Here is an 18,965-nt window from a genome sequence, read left to right as displayed (position 1 = left end):
TAAATGTCTACAAAGTTTGAGTTTTAAGTGCGTGCAAGGAGGTTTCTGTGAGAGGTTATATTAGAAATATTTTGCTTTCGGAGCCCCATGCTTCTATGGTAGGTGAGTTGAATATAAAATCGAACATTGATTTTTCAGTGTTCATATATTTCTATTTTTACGTTTCTAGATCTGAAGCGGATATTAATTTTACATATAAAAAGTTTACATGTAGATATTTAATTTTGTTGGTAACATTTTTCGGTGATAGTGGCAGAAGGGTTCCGCTTGAAAATTTTGTCCCATACTACAGATGTGCCGTATATATATCGTACTTTGAAAATCATTCTTCCTGTTTCCATAAGAGACTAGATCATATTTGTGATGCGAAAAGCCTACGCCTGCGTAAATTTACGCAACCCAGTAGTGGACACTCTGTGATAAAGAATTCCCTTGTATGGGCGTTTAAGAATCGTCCCCAACCGTATCCTCCTTAGTATGTACATCGCACCCGGGGCGTGAATCGCAATTTTTGAATTGTGTACATGCTGCAAGCCTCTGGTATCAGATGATTACGATCTTATAACGCCGATAACCAAAAGGGGGACACCGTGGGTGTTTTAACCCTACCCGTTGAGGACAATGTGAAGAACCAAATTTACTCCTCTAGAACGTTCACTCAGCATATTCTTGCAAAGCTTGATCAGCAAGCTACCGAAAGTTGGATAGAGTTTTGGAACGGTCCAACAGAACAGATTCGGTGGAACTATGCAGAACTATCAGAAGATGCTCGCCGCATCGCAGTTTGGATAACTGAAAAAGGCTATCGTCCAGGCACTACGGTAGTATTAGCTTTTAGCCCAGGCATAAATTTTATTCGCGCAGTTTTGGGAGCACTGCATGCAGGTTTAGCAATTGCGCCTATTCCGCTTGTTGTAGCCGATGATGAGCACTCTGCACGGCGTCTGCAGCTCATTTTGGAAGAGTCTCCAGGAGGATTTATTCTCTGTGATAAACCTGGATGGGAAACCTGCTTAATGGCTAATGTTGATAATGTGGCTTGGTGTCTTCCTGAGCCCAATACGATATCTAAAATTTCGGCAGATACATGGCGTATGCCCAACACGGAACCAGATGACCTTGTAATTCTGCAATACACTTCAGGGTCTACTGGAAATCCAAAAGGTGTTGAGATTACACAACGGAATCTCCTTGAAAATCAAGCTTCAATACTCGAAATAACTAAAGCAGATGTATCAGATGTAGCTGTTGGGTGGCTGCCTCATTATCATGATATGGGGCTCATCGGCATGTTTCTCCACCCCCTGACTGTGGGGTGCTCTCTTGTTTTCACCTCACCCGCACAGTTTCTCAGGCGTCCTTATCTCTGGCTCAAGATGATTTCTGAACGTCGTGCGACGATGACTGTAGGACCAGACTTTGCTTATGCTTTTGTCCCGCGGCTTACACATCCGGCACAGGTTAAGGGGTTAGATCTCTCTTCGTTAAAAATCGCTATTACAGGATCTGAGCCCGTACGGTGGGAATCAATGTGTGTTTTTGATGAATTGGCTTCACCGCTGGGTTTCAGATTTGCATCATTCCGACCTGCATACGGTATGGCAGAAACTACTCTCCTTATTACAGGGGACGAGCCTGATGGATACCCGCGAATACTTAAAGCAGACCGCGATCAACTTTCAGAAGGCCAGGTTAGACCTGCTGAAGCAGGGCATGATGCTACTACGCTTGTTTCCTGCGGGGTTCCTGCTTCACAGGCGGATGTGCGTATAGTTTCTTCCGATACAGGGGAGGAAGTTGCGGAGGGTACCGTCGGTGAAATTCTGGTTCGAGGGCCTTGGGTATCACGAGGATACCGTGGCAGGGAGCGTACAACACAGGATTTCGCTGCACGGATTGATGGTATAGATGCAGACTATCTGCGGACAGGTGATCTTGGGACATTTATCGATGACAGGTTATTTGTTACGGGTCGTGCGAAGGAAGTCATTATTCTGCGTGGCCGCAATATCTTCCCACAGGACGTAGAACAAAGTGCCTTAGACGCTATCGGCTCAGGAGCATCTGGTACCGCTGCAGCTTTTGAACTGGATGATGGTATAGGAATTGTTATCGAGTTAACTCCAGAAAAACTGCGAGAGAACACAGAGCCTTTACGCCAAGAACTTGCCCAAGTATTACGGGATCGTTTTGGCGTTGGCAACGTAACTATCAAATTTGGTCGCCGTGGGTCTCTGCCCAAAACAAGTTCAGGCAAGGTTCAGCGCGGGAAAGTACGCGAATCCATGGCAGCAGGAGATAGAGGAGAAAAATGAGTACAAAGCGACAGCAAAGCTTTGCATGTGAGATTGAAGATGCCTTGGGAAACCCTCGTGATGTAGATGCTCCTATCTCATTTGTCCGTAGCGTAGCTCTAGACCAGGAATCCCTGTTTCCGCATGAAGAATTTCAGGCAGTTGTTGCCGCAGGGCTTCAGAAGGGTTATGTACCCACTTCGCGTGGCGGAAAAACCGATGATTTTGCAGACGTAATGATGGCTGTACGAGCGGTCGCTCGGCGAGATCTTACAGCAGCTATAGGACACGGAAAGACCTTTCTGGGAGCGGTCTGCTCATGGGATTCGGCATCTGATGAGACAGCCGCGAGAGTCGCCGAGCATACATTAGCAGGCGAAAGTATCTCGTGGGGATTGACGGAACGTGGGCATGGTAGCGATCTGCTCTCAACATCCGTGATGGCACGTAAAACATCAGACGGCGGATGGGCGCTGAACGGTGAGAAGTGGATGATTAATAATGCTACACGGGGTCGCGCTTTGACGATTCTGGCGCGAACTGGTGACGAACCAGGGCCTCGTTCTCTGTCACTTTTCTACATGGATAAAGAAGAAGCTCAAGGGACATGGGAGTATCTTCCAAAAATCCAGACACATGGGATAAGAGGTGCAGACATCAGCGGTATTACCCTGCGCGATACTAAGATACCTCAAGGCAGACTTATTGGAGCACCGGGAGACGGTCTTGAGATCGTGCTCAGATGTTTACAGGTCACACGGCCTCTTTGCACTGCTCTCTCGCTGGGTGCGGCAGATTCAGGATTATCTGCGGCGCTTGAATTTGCAGCTGGTCGTAATACTATGGGCCATATATTACTAGATCTGCCCGCTGCCCAAGATCAGCTGGCCGATGTCGCAGTGGACCTAGCGATCGCTGAACTTATGTCGGTCATGGGTGCGCGTCATCTTCAACTCAATCCGTCTGAAGCCTCAGTGATAAGTCCCTCTGTGAAGTATCTCGTTCCGCATATTGTGGACGATATTATGGTGCGCATTACTCGGTTTATTGGTGCTCGTGCTGTCCTAGCCGATGGGCAACTTGGGCATGTCCAGAAAACCGTACGAGACAACCGAGTCGTCTCAATTTTTGATGGTAATTCGGTAGTAAACCTGCATTCCATTGTGCAACAGCTACCACGAGCTGTACGATACAAGGCACCTTTACCCGAAGCAACGCCTGAATCTTTGATCTCTGCTGAGAATAATACTCCACTTAATTATCAGCGTCTTATGTTAATGACCACAGGCGGAGCCACGATGTTCTCGTCCCTCACAGATAGCGCGAATCGTGCTTCTGACGCCTTAGACGGGACAGGGCGAGACATGGCAGTCATCTTAGTTAAACGAGCTGAAGCCCTAGCTGAAGAAGCAAAAGCAATGCGTCCTGTTCGAAACCCTGAGCCAGAAGGATTCCGTCTAGCACATGAATTCACCGTGCTTTTGGCGGCTTCAGCAGTTTTAGAAAAAGTAGCTACTTGCGAGAGCGAGAACCTATGGTCTGATCCAGGAATAGCCTCAATGGCCCTGAGAAGACTCATTAAAATGCTCAATCCTCAACGTGCATCGTTACCTCGGAAGCATCGGAATAAGACGAAGCGAGAAAGAGAATCCGCGTATCGCCTTCTTGATCAATGGCGACAGCTTTCTCCCGGATATTGTATATCGGCTTTTACACCACACATCAATGCTTAGGAGGTTACTCCATGACATCACGATCTACAGATAACAGACTTCTTAATTTGGAACATGTGCTAGGAAATCCTACTCAACCTGGAACATTCTCCTATGAAACCGTTCTAAACTTTGATAACGCTGGGCACCCCAACCCAGAAGGAGAAGAGATACTGATGAGTTGGGGAGCAAACGATGAGTTTGTGCCCCGTTCTCTTGGTGGACGCTGGGGATCAACCCGAGAGTTAGTTGAGCGGCTTATGCCTGTGTTCCGTCGCGACCCTAGCCTGGCCCTCAGCTTTGGCCTCACATCCCTTATGTCAGGTGTAAATGTGTGGACTGCTGGTTCTCCAGAGCAAAAAGCTAAGGTTGCAAAAACCCTTCTTAATAAGGGACGGATTGCTATTGGATTCCATGAGCTTGCACATGGTAATGACTTTTTACATAACGAATTTAGGCTTGAAACTAGTGATAACGTAGGTAGTCAGCTAGTTGGCAGTAAGGAAGTTATTAACAATATTGAGCGTGCAGAGCAGGTGCTATTTATGGCACGCTCAAGCGAATTGGACGGAGCTCGCTCTCATACCCTCGTTCTCACAGAGCGGCATGACCTAGATAAGAATGGTACCTTCCAAAATCGGTATACTACTTCAGGCATGCGAACAGTACTTTTGAATGGTATCCATTTAGACGGCATGAACGTCAAAGAAGAAGCGATTATTGGTCGCCGTGGTGAAGCTGTTGAAACCGCATTACGAGCGTTTCAGGTGACGCGCGCTGTTTTACCTGCTTTTGCTGTGGGAACACTTGATGCCTCCTTATACTTTGCGGTTGAGTATGCTTCCGATCGTAAACTCTACGGTGGTCGAGTCCTTGACCTCCCACATGCACGTGACCTCATAGCATCTGCATTTGCAGATTTAGTTATTGCAGATATTTTCGCAAATGCCGCTGTGCGATCCCTGCACGTTGACCCTAATGCATCCGGTCTTTTGTCTGCCGCATGCAAGGCATTAGTTCCGGATGTTTTAGAGGATGGGCTCTCTGCCTTGTCTGTACTTTTCGGATCAACCTTTTACGGACGAGTCTCCCCCTATGGAATCATTGAGAAATTCGTGCGGGACCTGAGAGTCCTTCCTATAGGACACGCAGGCGGTACATCATGCATTCTTGCTGTTTTGGGTGCACTGCCACGCTGGGCACGAGGGAAAATTCCAGATACGAATCGAGACCTCTTTGACGATAATGCCTGTGGAGATCTTGACTTCAAAACGTTGCGCCTCAGCCTGGGGGGACCTGATCCCCTTACACCCTGGTTATCTGACTCAGCAACTAAGGAAACTATCGCTCGTGTAACTCCCGACTGTGCAGAAGTTCTCACCTCTCTTGAGAAACGCTGGAACGAGCTGCGTAGTGAGATTACAGAACAACCATTGACCTCGTTCAGTGTCACAGCAAATAATGACATATTCGAGATGGCGCGAGAAGCCACCCTACTCATGGCAACAGGCGCTGTCATCGGCCAGTGGGCTACCTCAGAAGCACGCGAGGAGCCAGCATCCCTCGTATGGTTCGAACTATGCATTAGACGCCTCGCATACCGTCTTGGACTTGGTGCCCCAGAACCCCCAGCAGCTATACGGGAGTCGGCTGTCGAACGCCTCATCAAGAATTTCGAACAGCATCGCTCAATGCGGTTGAGCAACGAACCCATTTTCCCGCAAGAACACACTACTCTCACATAAGGAGCTATCATGACAAACTCGACACAGTACACCCAAAAAGATGTGGAAATTTGGCTTATCGACCGTGTTGCCACATATGGTAATAGGCCGAAAGAGGACATTTCCACCACTCGCCCTCTGGCTGAGCTAGGACTCGATTCAGTGTACGCACTTGCCCTCTGCGGTGAGATTGAGGATTCGTTCCAACTTGAGGTAGATCCAACTATCGCATGGGATCATCCAACCATTGAAGCACTCGCAGAAGAACTAGTTCAGAGGTTAAACCATGACTAAAACGGTTGATATCGCAATAGCCGGCCTTGATGGACGATTTCCTGGTGCGGATTCTCTAGATGAGCTGTGGCAGAGCCTTCTCGGCGGATCTTCTGCAATACGAGCTGTTGATGATCAGCGATGGGAACCTATCGATTCTGAAACTCCACGAGACAGAGCAGGACTGATGAAAGATCCAAGTTGTTTCGATGCAAGTTTCTTTGGAATCAGCCCTGCTGAGGCAGAAGCCATGGATCCTCAGCAGAGAATCTCGCTAGAGGTAGCGTGGAGAGCTGTAGAGGATGCGGGGGTAGACCCACACACTCTCGCTGGTCGCAGGGTTGGAGTTTACGTAGGAGTCATGGGTAATGAGTGGGGACAGATTACCCTTACAGATCCTAGTAGTATGACCCCCCAACTTGGTACTGGCAACGGATACTGCATGATTGCCAACCGAATTTCCTATGTACTTGGGGTGACTGGCCCTAGTATGGCTGTAGATTCTGCATGTTCGTCATCTCTGCTTGCGCTGCACAGTGCTCGCCGCGCGATTCAAGCAGGAGACTGTGACGAAGCCATCGTTGTGGGTGTAAACGTTATTATGACTCCGGCGATGCACAGATTCTACGCTATTGCAGGGATTGGGGCTGCTGATGGTGAATGTAAACCCTTTAGCCGCGAAGCAAACGGCATTGTGCGTGGTGAGGCAGTAGTCGCTGCGTATTTACGTCCGTGTCCGGTCGATGGTAGCAAAAAGGCATTACCTCGTATGCGCGCTATCATCCGAGGTAGTGCAGTAGACCATGATGGGCGCAGTAATGGTCTAACATCTCCTAACCGTCAAGCTCAATCTCAGGTAATAACTCGAGCCCTTGAAGATGGTGGAATTTCTGCGAAATCAATTTCTGCGGTGGAATGTCATGGAACAGGTACAATTCTTGGCGACATGATCGAAGCGAATGCTCTAGGAGATGTATTTTCCGGCAAACGCGATACTCCCTTATATATTGGTTCTGTCAAGGGGAATATTGGGCATGTTGAAGGCGCAGCAGGACTTGCAGGAGTTGCTAAGGCGGTTCTGAGTCTTGAAAAAAATATTCTGCCACCTAGCCGCCATGCTACGAAAGAAAATCCTGCACTGCGCTTACACGATAAGCAGATCCAACTTCTTAAAGAACCTACCCCTCTTACAGACCAACAGCCGCGTATTGGTGTAAGTAGCTTTGGGCTGGGAGGTGCTAACGCACATGTGGTTCTTGAGGCAGCGCCAAAGCCTCCGCATCATGATGAGACAAACGAACCACTTGTCATCCTGCTCGGTGCTCCGGATGATGAATCGTTACGCCGGAATGCAGCACATATCACTGACTATCTTCAAGAAACGTCATCATCAATACGTGATGTTTGTGCATCATTACGGCGCACCCAGTCGATGGGAGCTCACCGAGTTTCGGTGGTTGCAGAAGAACGGTCCTCACTTATTGATGCGCTATCGAATGTGGCACAGGGGGAAACCTCGCCAGCCGTGGCCTGGTCCTCGAAGAGAATGGACCGTGGGCAGTTTAGATCTGGATGGGTTTTCGCCGGGCAGGGAACAGAGTACGCAGGTATGACAAAGCATCTTGCTGAGACATCACCTACCTACGCAGCTCGTCTTGACGAAATATGTGGTCATATCTTGCCGGGTCTTCGAGACCTTATGCAAGGAAACGACGATGCGTGGACTCATGAGCCTCTATATGCCCAAGCGGCGGTTGTTGCCCATGAGCTTGCGATGTCCTTTGCTTTAAAAGATATGGGACACCAACCTACCTGGGTTGCGGGACATAGTCTTGGCGAAATTTCAGCTGCAGTTATCGCAGGGGTCATGGACCTCAAAACTGCAGGATCCCTAGTACGTGCACGAGGAGAGGCATGTGCCGCTATGAGTTCACATGGCGGTATGCTCGCTGTTGCTATGGGTGATCCTTCAGAATACCTGATGGAGTTCCCAGATGTTGAATTAGCTGTTCGTAATCGTAAAGATCGCTGTGTTCTTTCGGGCCCGAGGGAATCTTTACGTGCGCTGTCCGCACGGCTGAAAGAAGCGGGTATTCATAGCGTTGAGCTTGATAGCACGCGCGCTTTTCACTCCTCGCACGTTGATCCCGTTCTTCAAGATTTTGCGGAATCTATTGATGATTTAGAATTTGATGCGGTAACGCCCAAGGTTCCTTTCTATTCGTCTCGTCTTGGACGCTTTCTTGATGCTGACGACCGTCTTGATGCTGCCTACTGGATATGTCATCTGCGTGAACCGGTACAGTTCTATAAGCTCCCCGAGGTAGCACCAGTATCGGATCTCATCGTAGAAATTACGCCCCGTCCTGTTTTGGCAAGTTCGATCCGTACAGGTCGTTTGAGCGATACTCCAGTACTTACCCTTGGACGGGAAAGTGCGGGAGCTGATGACTTATACCGCGTCTTGGCTCGCGTCATGGTTGAGACAGGAGAAGTCGGCTGGAGCGATGAGAGAACTTCGGTCGAGGTTCCCGGATACGTCTTTGACACCTCGAAGCATTATTGGCGCACTGCTTCGTATGCTGGTCAGCAGCAGGGGAAAGAGGGCATAGCAGCATCTTATGAGATCTCATCGGATATGCTTTCTGAGATCTCAGACGATGATTTGAGCCAAGAACCTGCTTTCCTTAAAGAGTGGATACTCACCAATGTGGCTAAAATTAGCGGTCACCCTCCGGAAAAAGTGCATCTAACTTCCCGGCTTACTGAGGATCTTTTCTTTGACTCTATTATGGTAGTTCAGCTTGTGTCTATGGTAGATTCGGAATTTGGAATTGAGATCGATATTCGATTGTTGGTTGACCAAGCACAGACTCCGCAAGACCTCGTTACATATTTGCTTCGGGAACATCACGGTGAACTTAGAGCAAGCATGACGAGGTAGAGGGGAAGAAAAATATCGGTTGGCATGGGAAAATGCATACCCGTGTCAACCGGTTTACCCCTTGAAAAGGTCATTGAGAAGGCGAAACACGATATGAACGTAGGGCTGGAAGAGGTTTCTTGTGTGTGCTGCCGAAAGTGGTGAGACCTGTTGAAAATCCTGCATGTTTCCGAAGAAATTGTGGTTGCGTGTGAAGATGAGGCGAAGGATCCTGCCAGCTGGGTGGAACATCGTGTGCTTTGTGAAGATAGAGAACGGTATTTAGGGATTATCTCAGAAAAAGCCAAGCATCAATTCGTTATCTCTCGTCAAGTTCTATACGAAGTTCTCAACCAGATTGGTGCTGAGGATGCGAAACTTGCACCATCTCGCCCTAATAAACGACCTGAGATACTGAACTCGAAAGATATTTGGGTGAGCGTTGCACATACCCCCGGACTTATGGTTGCGGCAGCAAGTCGTATAGGTCCAATTGGGGTTGATGTAGAGCTTCAAAATCGGGATCTCGAAGGGTATGGGATCGTTCAGCGATGCTATTCGATGACAGAGCAGAGGACAGTGGAATTGCTCCATGGTGAGGCACGACGTCATGAATTACTCGATATGTGGCTTGCGAAGGAAGCTATGAGTAAAGTCATGGGCACGGGTCTAGCCACCGATTTTCGTGAGTTTATACGCGATAAGTACTGTCTCAATAGCCTTGGGATCCGTGAATTAGTTTACTCAACTCAAGACATGTATAGGTTATGTTGGACTGTTCCAGAGCGTAGATAAGTATTCTGTCAAAGCCTAATTTAAGGCTTGGTATGAGTGATGGTACGTATGATATCTTCGGCTGCTGTAGGAGTCTCATGCAGATAGAAATGCCCACCATCATATGTTTTTAAATGAATAGAGTCTGCTATCTCACCCCAACCTCGAAGGAGCTCTACAGGTACAAAGGTATCCTCGGTCCCACCGTACAGGTTCAAGTGACCGGGGAAATACTTTCCCTGGCAGGCGGTTAATCGTCGGCTCAGCGTGAGATCATCTCGCAATAAGGGGAGAGCTCTTTGTAGCCACAGGGGGTTTGCAAGTTGTTTTTCGGTAGCACCTCCGAGAGTACTTAGGAGATGAAGTGCTTCCTCATCTGTAACTGCTTGGGCATCTATTGGCCGGTGAGTATTCTTAATTCCCGGTCGAGCAGCGGAAATGTGAACCGTTGTAGGGAGAGGTAGGCCATATTCTACCGCTGCGGAAACAGCATGAAAAGCGAGTTGCCCCCCAAGGCTGTGGCCAAAAAGATGAAAATCTCCGTTAACTTTCCCCCAGACTTCTTCCAAAATCCATTGAATTGCTTCTTTAGGAGATCTTATAATTTTTTCCTTGTATAGTTCTGCCCTTCCCGGCATTGAAGGAGTTATAACATTAACACCATTTATTTCCCCAATGTGCTTCCATGTATTAAAAGTAGATCCACTTCCGCCAGCGTGGTGCAAGCAAATTAGATTACTTCTCACGTTATTCACTGCGACCCTCCCAATACTTAGTGCATCAATTTACTTTGATAGTCAACCTTGCAAATTAATTTATGATTTATAGTTTAGTTAAATTTAATTTTTCACTTTTTTGACTGTTTTGTTGAGTCAAATGAGCTCTATAAAAATACTAGCAGTGTTTATGCACCTACGTGTTGGTTACTTGCCGCATAATCAAGTGTGATATATATCTTATTTTTGGTTTTGATTTTTATTGAAAAATGCTTGACATGACATAAATAAAAATTCTAGAATAATGAGTGTTCATTAATTTCTAGAATTTTTTAATGAAATTTTGACCCTTGCTATACTTAAAAGGAGCCAATGTGAAAGACGTAGAAAATTTTGATGTACTAATTGTGGGAGCAGGTCCAGTAGGACTTGTGGTAGCAAGCGAGCTGGCGAGAGCTGGTGTGACAGCCACGATCATTGATCGGCGAGAAAAATATACTCGGCATAGTAAAGCTAATGTTATTTGGCCGCGTTCTCTCGAACTTCTTGCTCGTCTTGGTCTGACTGACATTTTGGCGAGACAGGCACGCCAGGTGCAAGCGGGTAAATTTCATCGTGATGGCCAGGTTATTGCATCATATAATTTCTCAGACCTTGTGGACACTCCGTATCCTTTTGCTCTCACTATGCCGCAACCAGTAACGGAGACGGCTATTGAACAACATCTGCGACAGTCTGGTGTTTTTGTCGATCGAGGAACAGAACTTGTTGATCTCGAACAAAAAGATCATGCGGTTGAGGTAACACTTCGGCGTTCAGATGGTACGCTCGATCAGCGTCAATTTGCGTGGGTAATAGGCACTGACGGAAGCTCATCTACGGTTCGTGAGAAGTCTAATATCTCGTTCAACGGTGAAGTTGTCCCAGTTATTTTCACTCTTGTTGACGCTTATGCGAGTGGGTTACCGGCGAATGAGGCAGGCTATTATTTCGGGATGCGAGGGAGGTTGGCGATAGCTCCCATTGGTCCGGATCTTTTCCGGTTTGCGACTAGCGCATTTACACCTGAGAGTGTAGATTCTGTGACCGAAACACTACAAGATTTGCTTGAAGAAATGAATATATCAGGTCAAGTTAACCGTGTTCGGTATGCAGCGCAATTTCAGGCATCTGTGAAACAAGCTTCTACGTATAGGTCTGGACGAGTCCTCTTAGCGGGTGATGCCGCACATCTGAGTACTCCAGCATCGGGCCAGGGTATGAATACAGGGTTCCAGGATGCTGTCGCCTTGGGATGGCGTTTAGCTCATATCCTTTTGGGACACCTTGATCAAAGTTCCCTCGACGAGTATGACAAAGAGCGTCGCTCTCATGTGGATGGTGTTCTTGCTTGGACACGTGCTCAGACAGCGCAAGTCGATGAAAATGCTCAAGCGGAAGCTCCTGGTATGGGTATGCCCTCTCCACGACAGATGGCTCAGCTTGATGTTTGCTATGGGGAAGATGGTATTCGTATTCCCCCGCTGCCCGAGTCAGTTTTGCGTTATCGAGATGGATATGATCCTGCGGCTCCATCGGTTCTTTTGACACCGGGTGCTGTTTATTCCGCTGAACAATGGCGTCAAGAAGTAGCTCGCATTCGCTCAGTTGCTCCCGCTTACTTCCAGATTATTGACCTTGCAGATACTGCTTTAGAGCCGCGTTTTACCAGCATTATAGGGCAGGGCCGTGAGGCCTTTATAGTCCGTCCAGATCAACATCTCCAGCTTCGTCTTGATCCTTGTAATTTGTCTGCTGATACATTCACTGAACTGGGATGGAAGCGATAGAAAATAGGCTGTATCTGCGTTGTTATAGCATAGTAAGCCACAATTTATTTTCTGTCTTCAACTGTCTACTTGGAAAATGCAGTCAGTTAGATTTGGTTCCCAGAGTAGAAAGATACCGTTATGACGAATATAACTACGGCGGCAACGATTGACGAGGTTCTTGGAGAATCTTCATCTCGTTTTTTCGGTGCGATTTATCGCACCGCTCAGCAGGATATATCTGTTCAATTTACTCCAAGGTGGGATGGCTCATGGGGTATCTCTGGTAAGGCAAGCGTACATTATGTGACTTCCTGGGGAGAAAGACGGGGTAAGCAACGTATACCTCATTTGAGCACTATTGATGCTGTTCTCATGCTAGCTCAGCTTGGGAGAAAATTTTATGATGAGGCGTTTCAAGCTGGTTTCTGCTCTGAACTAGAAATAATCAACATTACGCATGTCATGGTTCGTGCGGGATCCGCACCCGATGAGGATCTTAACAATATGCCAGTCTCTGGCGAGCTGGCGATCGAAGATCGTGCAATCCAAGCTAGAGTGCAGATTGGCAACATGTACACAATAGCCGACTATCGAGTTGAAGCCGGTGAAAATCACGCCAACTCTGCGGCAATAATATCCGAAGCGACGCCTAAGATTGGGCTTACTGATGTGGTTATAGATCCAGCTGCGGGGCGTGCTACTGCCACCGTTGAAATAGCTGAACCTATTAATTCTCTGCCAGGAGAATCACTCCTTGTTGCGAATATTATTGCTTGTTCTCAGATTGGACAGGTTCTCATGGCAATGTTAGACGGAATCCCAAGAGAAAAGAGCAATACACTTTGGATGCGTAAGTATGAAGGTTGGGTCAGCGAAAGTTTAGGGGAAGATTCTTTTTTGAAGGCGGATGTGGTCTCTGACGAGCATCTGTTACTTCCTGTGAAAGAGGAGAAACTCAGTATCTATAACGGGCATGGTAGTGGATGCAACGTTGATTGCGAGTATTCCATAGCGCATGTTCTCCCGCATCAATAATCTCAAAGGAGTACCATGAAAATCCTTTTTTTCCGTCACGGCCAAACGCATTTGAACCGAGAGCAACGTTTGCAGGGCGTAAGTAACCCTCCATTAGATTCTGAGGGGAAAGACGCCGTGATAGAGTCTGCAAAAAAAATACCGCAAGGGGTATATGCACGGATCTATACTTCGCCGTTAGTTCGTGCCCAGCAGACTGCTGAACTGATCGAGAGCATCCTTAATATTCCTGTGCATGTTGATGAACGGCTTACTGAACGCAACCTGGGAAAATATGAAGGTTTGACTCAAAATGAAGCCATGGATCTAGTGCGTCAAGCTGGTGTAGATCCATTTTCCGCTACTTATCGGCCTCCGGAAGGAGGGGAATCTATCGCTGATATGATGCCTCGTACCAAGAGCTTCTTGGCACAACTCCACCAGCAAGGTGAACCTTCCATTGTTGTGGTGCATGGTGCATGGACGCAAGCAGCAGCGGCTGTAAGCAACAAGTCTCACCAGTCTGTAGGAACCGCAGAATTTTATGAATTTGAGAAGTAGTAAGTTTACTTTGGTTATAACTCTGCAAATAAAAAAACTCTAGTGTCGTAGTATATTTCACTCTTAGGTAATTCCTATATTCTGACATGCTGTAGATGCGGTACAGTCTAAGATTGTTCAAAAAACTATGGAAGGGAAAAGTTATGGCTACTCTTATAACTGGTGCATCCTCAGGTATTGGCGAGGAATTTACTCGTCGTTATGCTGCTCAGAAGCATGATCTTGTTCTGGTGGCGCGTAATAAAGATAAGCTCAACGCTCTTGCGGATGAGATGCGTACCAAACACGAAATTGAGGTAACTACCATCCCGCTTGATCTTTCTGAGTTCGATGCTGCCGAACGCTTGTGGAATGAGACTACTAGGGCGGGCCTAGAAATTGATGTACTTGTGAATAACGCTGGATTTGGTACCCAATGTGATGTTGCGGATGACGATCCTGAACGTTTGGAAAAAGAAGTACGTTTGAACTGTTTAGCGGTTGTAGGGATCACGGCACGGTACCTATCGACGATGCGTGAACGGCACCATGGAACTATTATCAATATTTCTTCAACTGCTGCTTTTCAACCTATGCCACATATGGCAGTCTATGGTGCTACGAAATCTTTTGTACTATCTTTCACAGAGGCACTCTGGCGTGAAACAAAAAATGATGGTATCCGAGTACTTGCTGTGTGCCCCGGGTCCACAGATACTTCATTTTTTGAGAGCCCTGACGGCGGTATTGTCGTCGGTAAGGTCGGCAAGTTGCGATCCACAAAACAGGTTCTTGATAACACGATGCGCGCCCTTAAGACTAATAAGCCCAGTTTTGTGGATGGGCTACAAAATGCTTTTGTAGCACGAGTTGTTACACGAGTAATTCCCACACGTATTATGTTAGAAGCTGTTGAAAGGATTTTCCGTCGCTAGCGCGAAATTGGGGCAGAGTCGTCTCTGCTGTACGTATCGGGGGTACTTCACACATAACGAGTGTGAAGTACCCCCGATACATGTTGATAAAATACTTTAGAATAAAACTCACTATAGAGGTTTATGGTTTTATAAATTAGGATGCTAATTTACTTCTGGAACTAAACAGTTCTAAGAGTGACGGGATTTACCTTTGAAGAGGATAGACAATTAATGTGCTTACGAGAGCACTGAATAGTGTGGGGTGCAGCACAGGTGAGGGGCGCATTCGGCGGCGTGTGAAGCTCCGGTTCTTTGATGTTGCCCCAATAGCTTTACACTGGTGGTAGGCGAGTTTTTACCACTCACGGCTTGCCTATAGACGCTGTACATTATTGACGAGGAATGTGGATGAGGAAACTACTATCGGAGCAGATGGGGACGGTTAGTCTTGAAATCATCTGCGCTACCCTCGCTCTTTTTGCCCTTGGTTTTCTTCTGATGAGAACGCGCGCTCGCCGCGCGGGATCGTCGCTGACAGCCCGGCACTATATCATCACCGGCATATTTTCTCTGTTCTTGGCGGTGGTTTTGGTTCTGACCCTCACCCCCATCGGTGTGGGCGATGGAAAATGCCACTCGGAGCTATACTATCCACGCCTCTATGCTGGCTGGAGCTGGGGCCAAGCATTCCAGATGCTGCAAACCCCGGGAACCGGCGGCGCAACCTCGCGGGCATTCGCCCAACTCTTCTTTAACATCGGCCTGTTTATTCCTATAGGGCTGTTTACCGCCGGATGCCTGCGCTGGGGTCTGCGCGCCTCAGCCTTGGCGGGTTTCGGACTGTCTCTCTTCATCGAACTGAGCCAGCTGAGCGGCAACTGGGGCCTGGTGCCCTGCGCATACCGCACCTTCGACGTGGACGATATTATCAACAACACCGCCGGCGCCCTAATCGGTGCGCTCATTGTGCTCGTGTGGCGTCGGATCCGCCGTCGGATGCGCTACCGCCACCTGCCGGATCATATCGGGTAAGGGTACATCGAGAATCTGGGAGCGAAAAGTTGCAGTCGCTGAGGGACGTTATTCCGAGCGTGCGAGGCACCTAATAACGTTCCGAAGCTGACGAGGTAACGAGTCAGAAGGACACGTTCCCGCTGCAACTTTTCGCTCCCGAAATTAGCTCAAGCCTACTGTTGATAGGTTCGCTTCTCGATAATCGGGACGGAACCGGTAGCGGTGTAGGTCGCCGCAGCCCTCGCCGCCGTCGCCTGGGTGTCTTCGCCCTGCGGAATAACCTCGGCGCTGGGTGCGCGGTACAGGTGGCTATTTGCCCAATACGCGAACCCTAAAAGCGCGATGGCGCATGCCGACGAGATGACAACCCACACTGTGAACTCACTCTCGTAATAGAGTTTGAAGAACGCTCCTCCCATAAAACCGCCCACAAGCGGGGCAAAGACGGGAACCCACGAATAGAACCAGCGTGAGGTTCCTTTATTGTGAATGGGCAGCAGAGCGTGCATAATGCGCGGACCCAGATCGCGCGCAGGGTTCAGGGCGTAACCGGTCTGCCCGCCTAGCCCGACCACGAGCACCGCCACCATAAAGCCGAAGGCGAGGGGTTTGAGCACATCGTTGAGGTTCAGGGAGAGTTCCACGCCGCCGGTGGTAATCGTGGGCTTGAAGTTCACGCCGGTGTACAGCGCCGAGAAGACGAGCATGAACGTGCCAATAATTTCAGAGAGCGCATTCGTGAAATAGTTGTGAATAGCGGGAACTGTGGAGAATACGCCGAGCTTAATTTTCTGATCGGCGGTGGCCTTCCAATGCGGCAGGTAGTTCAGGTACACCAGCCCCGCGCCTGCCATGGCTCCAAGAAGCTGGGCGATCACATACCCGGGGACCTTAGCCCAATCAAATTCGCCAAAAGCCGCCAACCCTACCGAGACCGCGGGGTTCAGATGCCCGCCGGAATACGGGTGTGAGGCGTAGACACCGAAGGCTACGGCAAAACCCCAGCCGAAGGCGATAGTGAAGAAGTTATCGCCGTGCCCTTTGGAGCGTCGCAGCTCGACGGTGGCGATGGCGCCGCATCCGATAGTGCACATGATGAGTGTACCTAGGAATTCGGCGAGGTAGGGGCTGATGGTGTGCACGGAACCCTCCGCTTGTGTTTATGTTGGAATATTTGGTTTTATATGTGTTTCTATAAGACGTGATGAAGCTCGAAATAGCAATACTTTGGGATAAAGTAACCCAAAGACATAAGCGGTATTCGTGGGTTTATGTGGAAAAGTGGGGCGTACATCACGTGTGACAGTCCAGGGTTTGGAGGCGAATCATGCGTGTTTAAGCGGCACGGATGTTGATGCGGTTTTTGCGTACCGATGCGGCGCTGGCTATAAGGGGTGGCTTAACCCGAGCATCAGGGGAAACTTGCTTGAGAGCGCCCGGGGCAGTTCATTACGGTGGCGTTGAAGGAGTATATGCAGATTGGAGTATTTACCATGAGTCAGCGACTTCCGGCAGAAGAACTACAGGGCATTCCCGGCGGTACTCTCATCACCGAAACCCCCGAAGAAGGGCGGCAGTTGGCGATGCTTATCGCGCGGCATACCATCCACCAGATTCAACCTAACCCGGATGCTCTCAAAGCGGGACGCCCGGAATACGCGGTAGACCCGGACTCGCTGACAGCTGCGGCGCAGGTGGTAGCCATCGAGTTCCAGACCATTGCGGCAGCCAACAACTACTGGCGGTAACCCTGAGGCTTTAAAACTATTCGGCGAGCTATTGTGCATTTCGCGACTTATTAAGTCGCCGCATGCACAATAACTCGCCGGATAAAAAAGTGGGGGAGGCTCCTACTGCGAGGCCCACCTCAGGATTGCCTCAAAGAAGCGCTCGCATTCGCGAACCTGTTCCAGCTCAATCCATTCATTGGGGGAGTGCGCCTGGGCGATATCGCCGGGGCCGCATACCACGCTCTCAATACCCGCGCGCTGGAACTGCCCCGCCTCCGTACCGTAGGTGACCTTTTCGGGGGCCTCGCTCGTGCCTAAAAGCTCGTTCATGAGGGCTATGATGGGGGCGTCGTCTGCCGTTCCCAGACCGGGCACGGCGGCAAGAAGCTCATGTTTGATCTGAACACGCTCCTGCAAAACCCCCGAATGTGCGCCGGAAAGCTCCTCCGCCTTCCGGGCGCGCGCCTTCAGATTCGGCAGGATCTTGTCGAAAAGCTCATCCTCAATCAACTTCACCACAGACTCGGTGGTCATTGAGGGGAGCGTGCGCAGATCATATTCAAGCTCGGCGTATTCTGCCACAATATTGTATTGCAGCCCGCCGCGCACAAAATTCACGCCGCCGGTCGCATAGGGAACCATGAATGCATCGTCAAAAGGCCCCTCAGACTGCCACGTGTCGGCAAGACGAGAGAAGAAAGTAATGAACTCGCCAGCGGCATTGACCGCGCTCACGCCGTGCGGCGCCAACGATGCGTGCTTCGCCGTGCCGGTGATCTCCACGCAACCACGATGCGCCCCCTTATGCGCAGAAATCACGCGCATACTTGACGGCTCACCCACGATCGCGAACTGAGGTCTGATATTGCGGTTCACAACATCTTCAAGCATGGTGGGGGCACCCACGCACCCGATTTCCTCGTCGTAGGAGAACGCGAAATGCAGCGGAACCCTCAGCTGCGCCCGCGCGACCTGCGGCAAAAGCCACAGTGCCACGCCCAGGAAGCCTTTCATATCGCATACGCCACGCCCGTAGGCGCGCGAACCCTCAACCCGCAGCGTGAACGGATCGGAATCCCAGGTTTGCCCCTCGACCGGAACCACATCGGTGTGACCGGAAATCACGATGCCGCCCTCGGTTGAACCATCAGCGGCGGGCACGGTAACCCACAGGTTCGCGCGGGTCTGATCGGCGTTGTAGGTGCGCTGCCCAGCGTACCCGTAGCGCGCGAATTCCGCCTCAATAAGCTCGATAACGCCCAGATTTGAGGTGCCCGAGATGCTGGGAATGGCAACTAAGCGGCGCATCCACTCCAAGGACTGAGGCTCTACGGGGATGTCGGATGCTGTACCGCCGGCGTGCGCTGCGCTCTGGGCGGGGTCCTCGGTGCTCACGGATTCTCCTTCGATGCTGTGGCTCTGTGTGGGGTTATGTGGCTTACGTTCTCTTAATACCTTAGCGCGTCTGCCGCCTCTATGGACCTGTGAATTGGCTTTCATGCATAGTAAAAAAGCTCTTGGGA

General features: G+C 49.4%; 15 protein-coding genes. 12 read left to right on the top strand and 3 right to left on the bottom strand.

Features of this window, described 5'->3' with window-relative positions; translation table 11 throughout:
• Positions 1-590 precede the first annotated feature (590 nt).
• The 6 genes from HMPREF2554_RS10695 (at position 591) to HMPREF2554_RS10670 (ending at position 9,721) form a co-directional block, all read left to right on the top strand.
• The gene (locus HMPREF2554_RS10695; protein ID WP_013398114.1) at positions 591-2,315 is read left to right on the top strand and encodes a fatty acyl-AMP ligase; all 1,725 of its coding nucleotides are present in this window, start codon (positions 591-593) and stop codon (positions 2,313-2,315) included.
• On the top strand, positions 2,312-4,027 hold the full coding sequence (locus tag HMPREF2554_RS10690) for an acyl-CoA dehydrogenase family protein (RefSeq protein ID WP_013398113.1): 1,716 nt from the start codon (positions 2,312-2,314) through the stop codon (positions 4,025-4,027). Before HMPREF2554_RS10695 ends, HMPREF2554_RS10690 begins: the two co-directional genes overlap by 4 nt.
• An 11-nt stretch (positions 4,028-4,038) precedes the next feature.
• A complete protein-coding gene (locus HMPREF2554_RS10685; RefSeq protein ID WP_013398112.1) occupies positions 4,039-5,751 on the top strand; it encodes an acyl-CoA dehydrogenase family protein in 1,713 nt (570 codons plus the stop codon).
• 9 nt (positions 5,752-5,760) lie between these two features.
• Positions 5,761-6,024 carry an acyl carrier protein gene (locus HMPREF2554_RS10680; RefSeq protein WP_013398111.1) on the top strand — a complete coding sequence of 88 codons (264 nt, stop codon included), beginning with the start codon at positions 5,761-5,763 and terminating at the stop codon, positions 6,022-6,024.
• Positions 6,017-8,947, top strand: a complete 2,931-nt coding sequence (locus HMPREF2554_RS10675; protein ID WP_083297480.1) for a type I polyketide synthase — start codon at positions 6,017-6,019, stop codon at positions 8,945-8,947. Before HMPREF2554_RS10680 ends, HMPREF2554_RS10675 begins: the two co-directional genes overlap by 8 nt.
• Positions 8,948-9,127: 180 nt before the next feature.
• Positions 9,128-9,721, top strand: a complete 594-nt coding sequence (locus HMPREF2554_RS10670; RefSeq protein ID WP_041321637.1) for a 4'-phosphopantetheinyl transferase family protein — start codon at positions 9,128-9,130, stop codon at positions 9,719-9,721.
• Between the two features lie 20 nt (positions 9,722-9,741).
• On the opposite strand, the gene HMPREF2554_RS10665 is transcribed toward HMPREF2554_RS10670, so the two are convergent.
• Positions 9,742-10,455: a thioesterase II family protein gene (locus HMPREF2554_RS10665; RefSeq protein WP_168160884.1), complete on the bottom strand. Its 714-nt coding sequence runs from the start codon at positions 10,453-10,455 to the stop codon at positions 9,742-9,744.
• A gap of 335 nt (positions 10,456-10,790) precedes the next feature.
• Between HMPREF2554_RS10665 and HMPREF2554_RS10660 the strand changes: the two genes are divergently transcribed.
• The 5 genes from HMPREF2554_RS10660 (at position 10,791) to HMPREF2554_RS10640 (ending at position 15,730) form a co-directional block, all read left to right on the top strand.
• Positions 10,791-12,245, top strand: a complete 1,455-nt coding sequence (locus HMPREF2554_RS10660; protein WP_041321635.1) for an FAD-dependent monooxygenase — start codon at positions 10,791-10,793, stop codon at positions 12,243-12,245.
• Between the two features lie 120 nt (positions 12,246-12,365).
• Positions 12,366-13,262, top strand: a complete 897-nt coding sequence (locus tag HMPREF2554_RS10655) for an AvrD family protein (protein WP_013398106.1) — start codon at positions 12,366-12,368, stop codon at positions 13,260-13,262.
• 15 nt (positions 13,263-13,277) lie between these two features.
• Complete coding sequence (locus HMPREF2554_RS10650) at positions 13,278-13,802, top strand: histidine phosphatase family protein (RefSeq protein ID WP_013398105.1); 525 nt, start codon at positions 13,278-13,280, stop codon at positions 13,800-13,802.
• A 143-nt stretch (positions 13,803-13,945) separates the two neighbouring features.
• Entirely contained in the window at positions 13,946-14,716 is a 771-nt protein-coding gene (locus tag HMPREF2554_RS10645; protein ID WP_041321633.1) for an SDR family NAD(P)-dependent oxidoreductase, read from the top strand.
• A gap of 390 nt (positions 14,717-15,106) precedes the next feature.
• A complete protein-coding gene (locus HMPREF2554_RS10640) occupies positions 15,107-15,730 on the top strand; it encodes a VanZ family protein (RefSeq protein WP_246826071.1) in 624 nt (207 codons plus the stop codon).
• A gap of 155 nt (positions 15,731-15,885) precedes the next feature.
• Here the strand turns inward: HMPREF2554_RS10640 and HMPREF2554_RS10635 are convergent, their stop codons facing one another.
• Complete coding sequence (locus tag HMPREF2554_RS10635) at positions 15,886-16,854, bottom strand: MIP/aquaporin family protein (protein WP_070555335.1); 969 nt, start codon at positions 16,852-16,854, stop codon at positions 15,886-15,888.
• A gap of 351 nt (positions 16,855-17,205) precedes the next feature.
• On the opposite strand from HMPREF2554_RS10635, the gene HMPREF2554_RS10630 reads away from it, so the two are divergent.
• The gene (locus tag HMPREF2554_RS10630; protein WP_172884782.1) at positions 17,206-17,460 is read left to right on the top strand and encodes a hexameric tyrosine-coordinated heme protein; all 255 of its coding nucleotides are present in this window, start codon (positions 17,206-17,208) and stop codon (positions 17,458-17,460) included.
• Between the two features lie 102 nt (positions 17,461-17,562).
• Here HMPREF2554_RS10630 and argE read toward each other — a convergent pair whose 3' ends face one another.
• Entirely contained in the window at positions 17,563-18,837 is a 1,275-nt protein-coding gene (gene argE / locus HMPREF2554_RS10625; RefSeq protein ID WP_083297479.1) for an acetylornithine deacetylase, read from the bottom strand.
• Positions 18,838-18,965 lie beyond the last annotated feature (128 nt).

This window comes from Rothia sp. HMSC071F11, assembly GCF_001809115.1.
Taxonomy (GTDB): Bacteria; Actinomycetota; Actinomycetes; order Actinomycetales; family Micrococcaceae; genus Rothia; species Rothia dentocariosa.
The sequence above is the reverse complement of the archived record's forward strand: the minus strand, read 5'-3'. Positions and strand labels throughout refer to the sequence as shown.

Excerpts from the sequence above, each read along its gene's own strand:
- HMPREF2554_RS10655 (WP_013398106.1), top strand. The coding sequence starts at position 12,366 with ATGACGAATATAACTACGGCGGCAACGATTGACGAGGTTCTTGGAGAA.
- HMPREF2554_RS10640 (WP_246826071.1), top strand. The coding sequence starts at position 15,107 with ATGAGGAAACTACTATCGGAGCAGATGGGGACGGTTAGTCTTGAAATC.
- HMPREF2554_RS10630 (WP_172884782.1), top strand. The coding sequence starts at position 17,206 with ATGAGTCAGCGACTTCCGGCAGAAGAACTACAGGGCATTCCCGGCGGT.
- HMPREF2554_RS10650 (WP_013398105.1), top strand. The coding sequence starts at position 13,278 with ATGAAAATCCTTTTTTTCCGTCACGGCCAAACGCATTTGAACCGAGAG.
- HMPREF2554_RS10645 (WP_041321633.1), top strand. The coding sequence starts at position 13,946 with ATGGCTACTCTTATAACTGGTGCATCCTCAGGTATTGGCGAGGAATTT.
- HMPREF2554_RS10685 (WP_013398112.1), top strand. The coding sequence starts at position 4,039 with ATGACATCACGATCTACAGATAACAGACTTCTTAATTTGGAACATGTG.
- HMPREF2554_RS10675 (WP_083297480.1), top strand. The coding sequence starts at position 6,017 with ATGACTAAAACGGTTGATATCGCAATAGCCGGCCTTGATGGACGATTT.
- HMPREF2554_RS10690 (WP_013398113.1), top strand. The coding sequence starts at position 2,312 with ATGAGTACAAAGCGACAGCAAAGCTTTGCATGTGAGATTGAAGATGCC.
- HMPREF2554_RS10680 (WP_013398111.1), top strand. The coding sequence starts at position 5,761 with ATGACAAACTCGACACAGTACACCCAAAAAGATGTGGAAATTTGGCTT.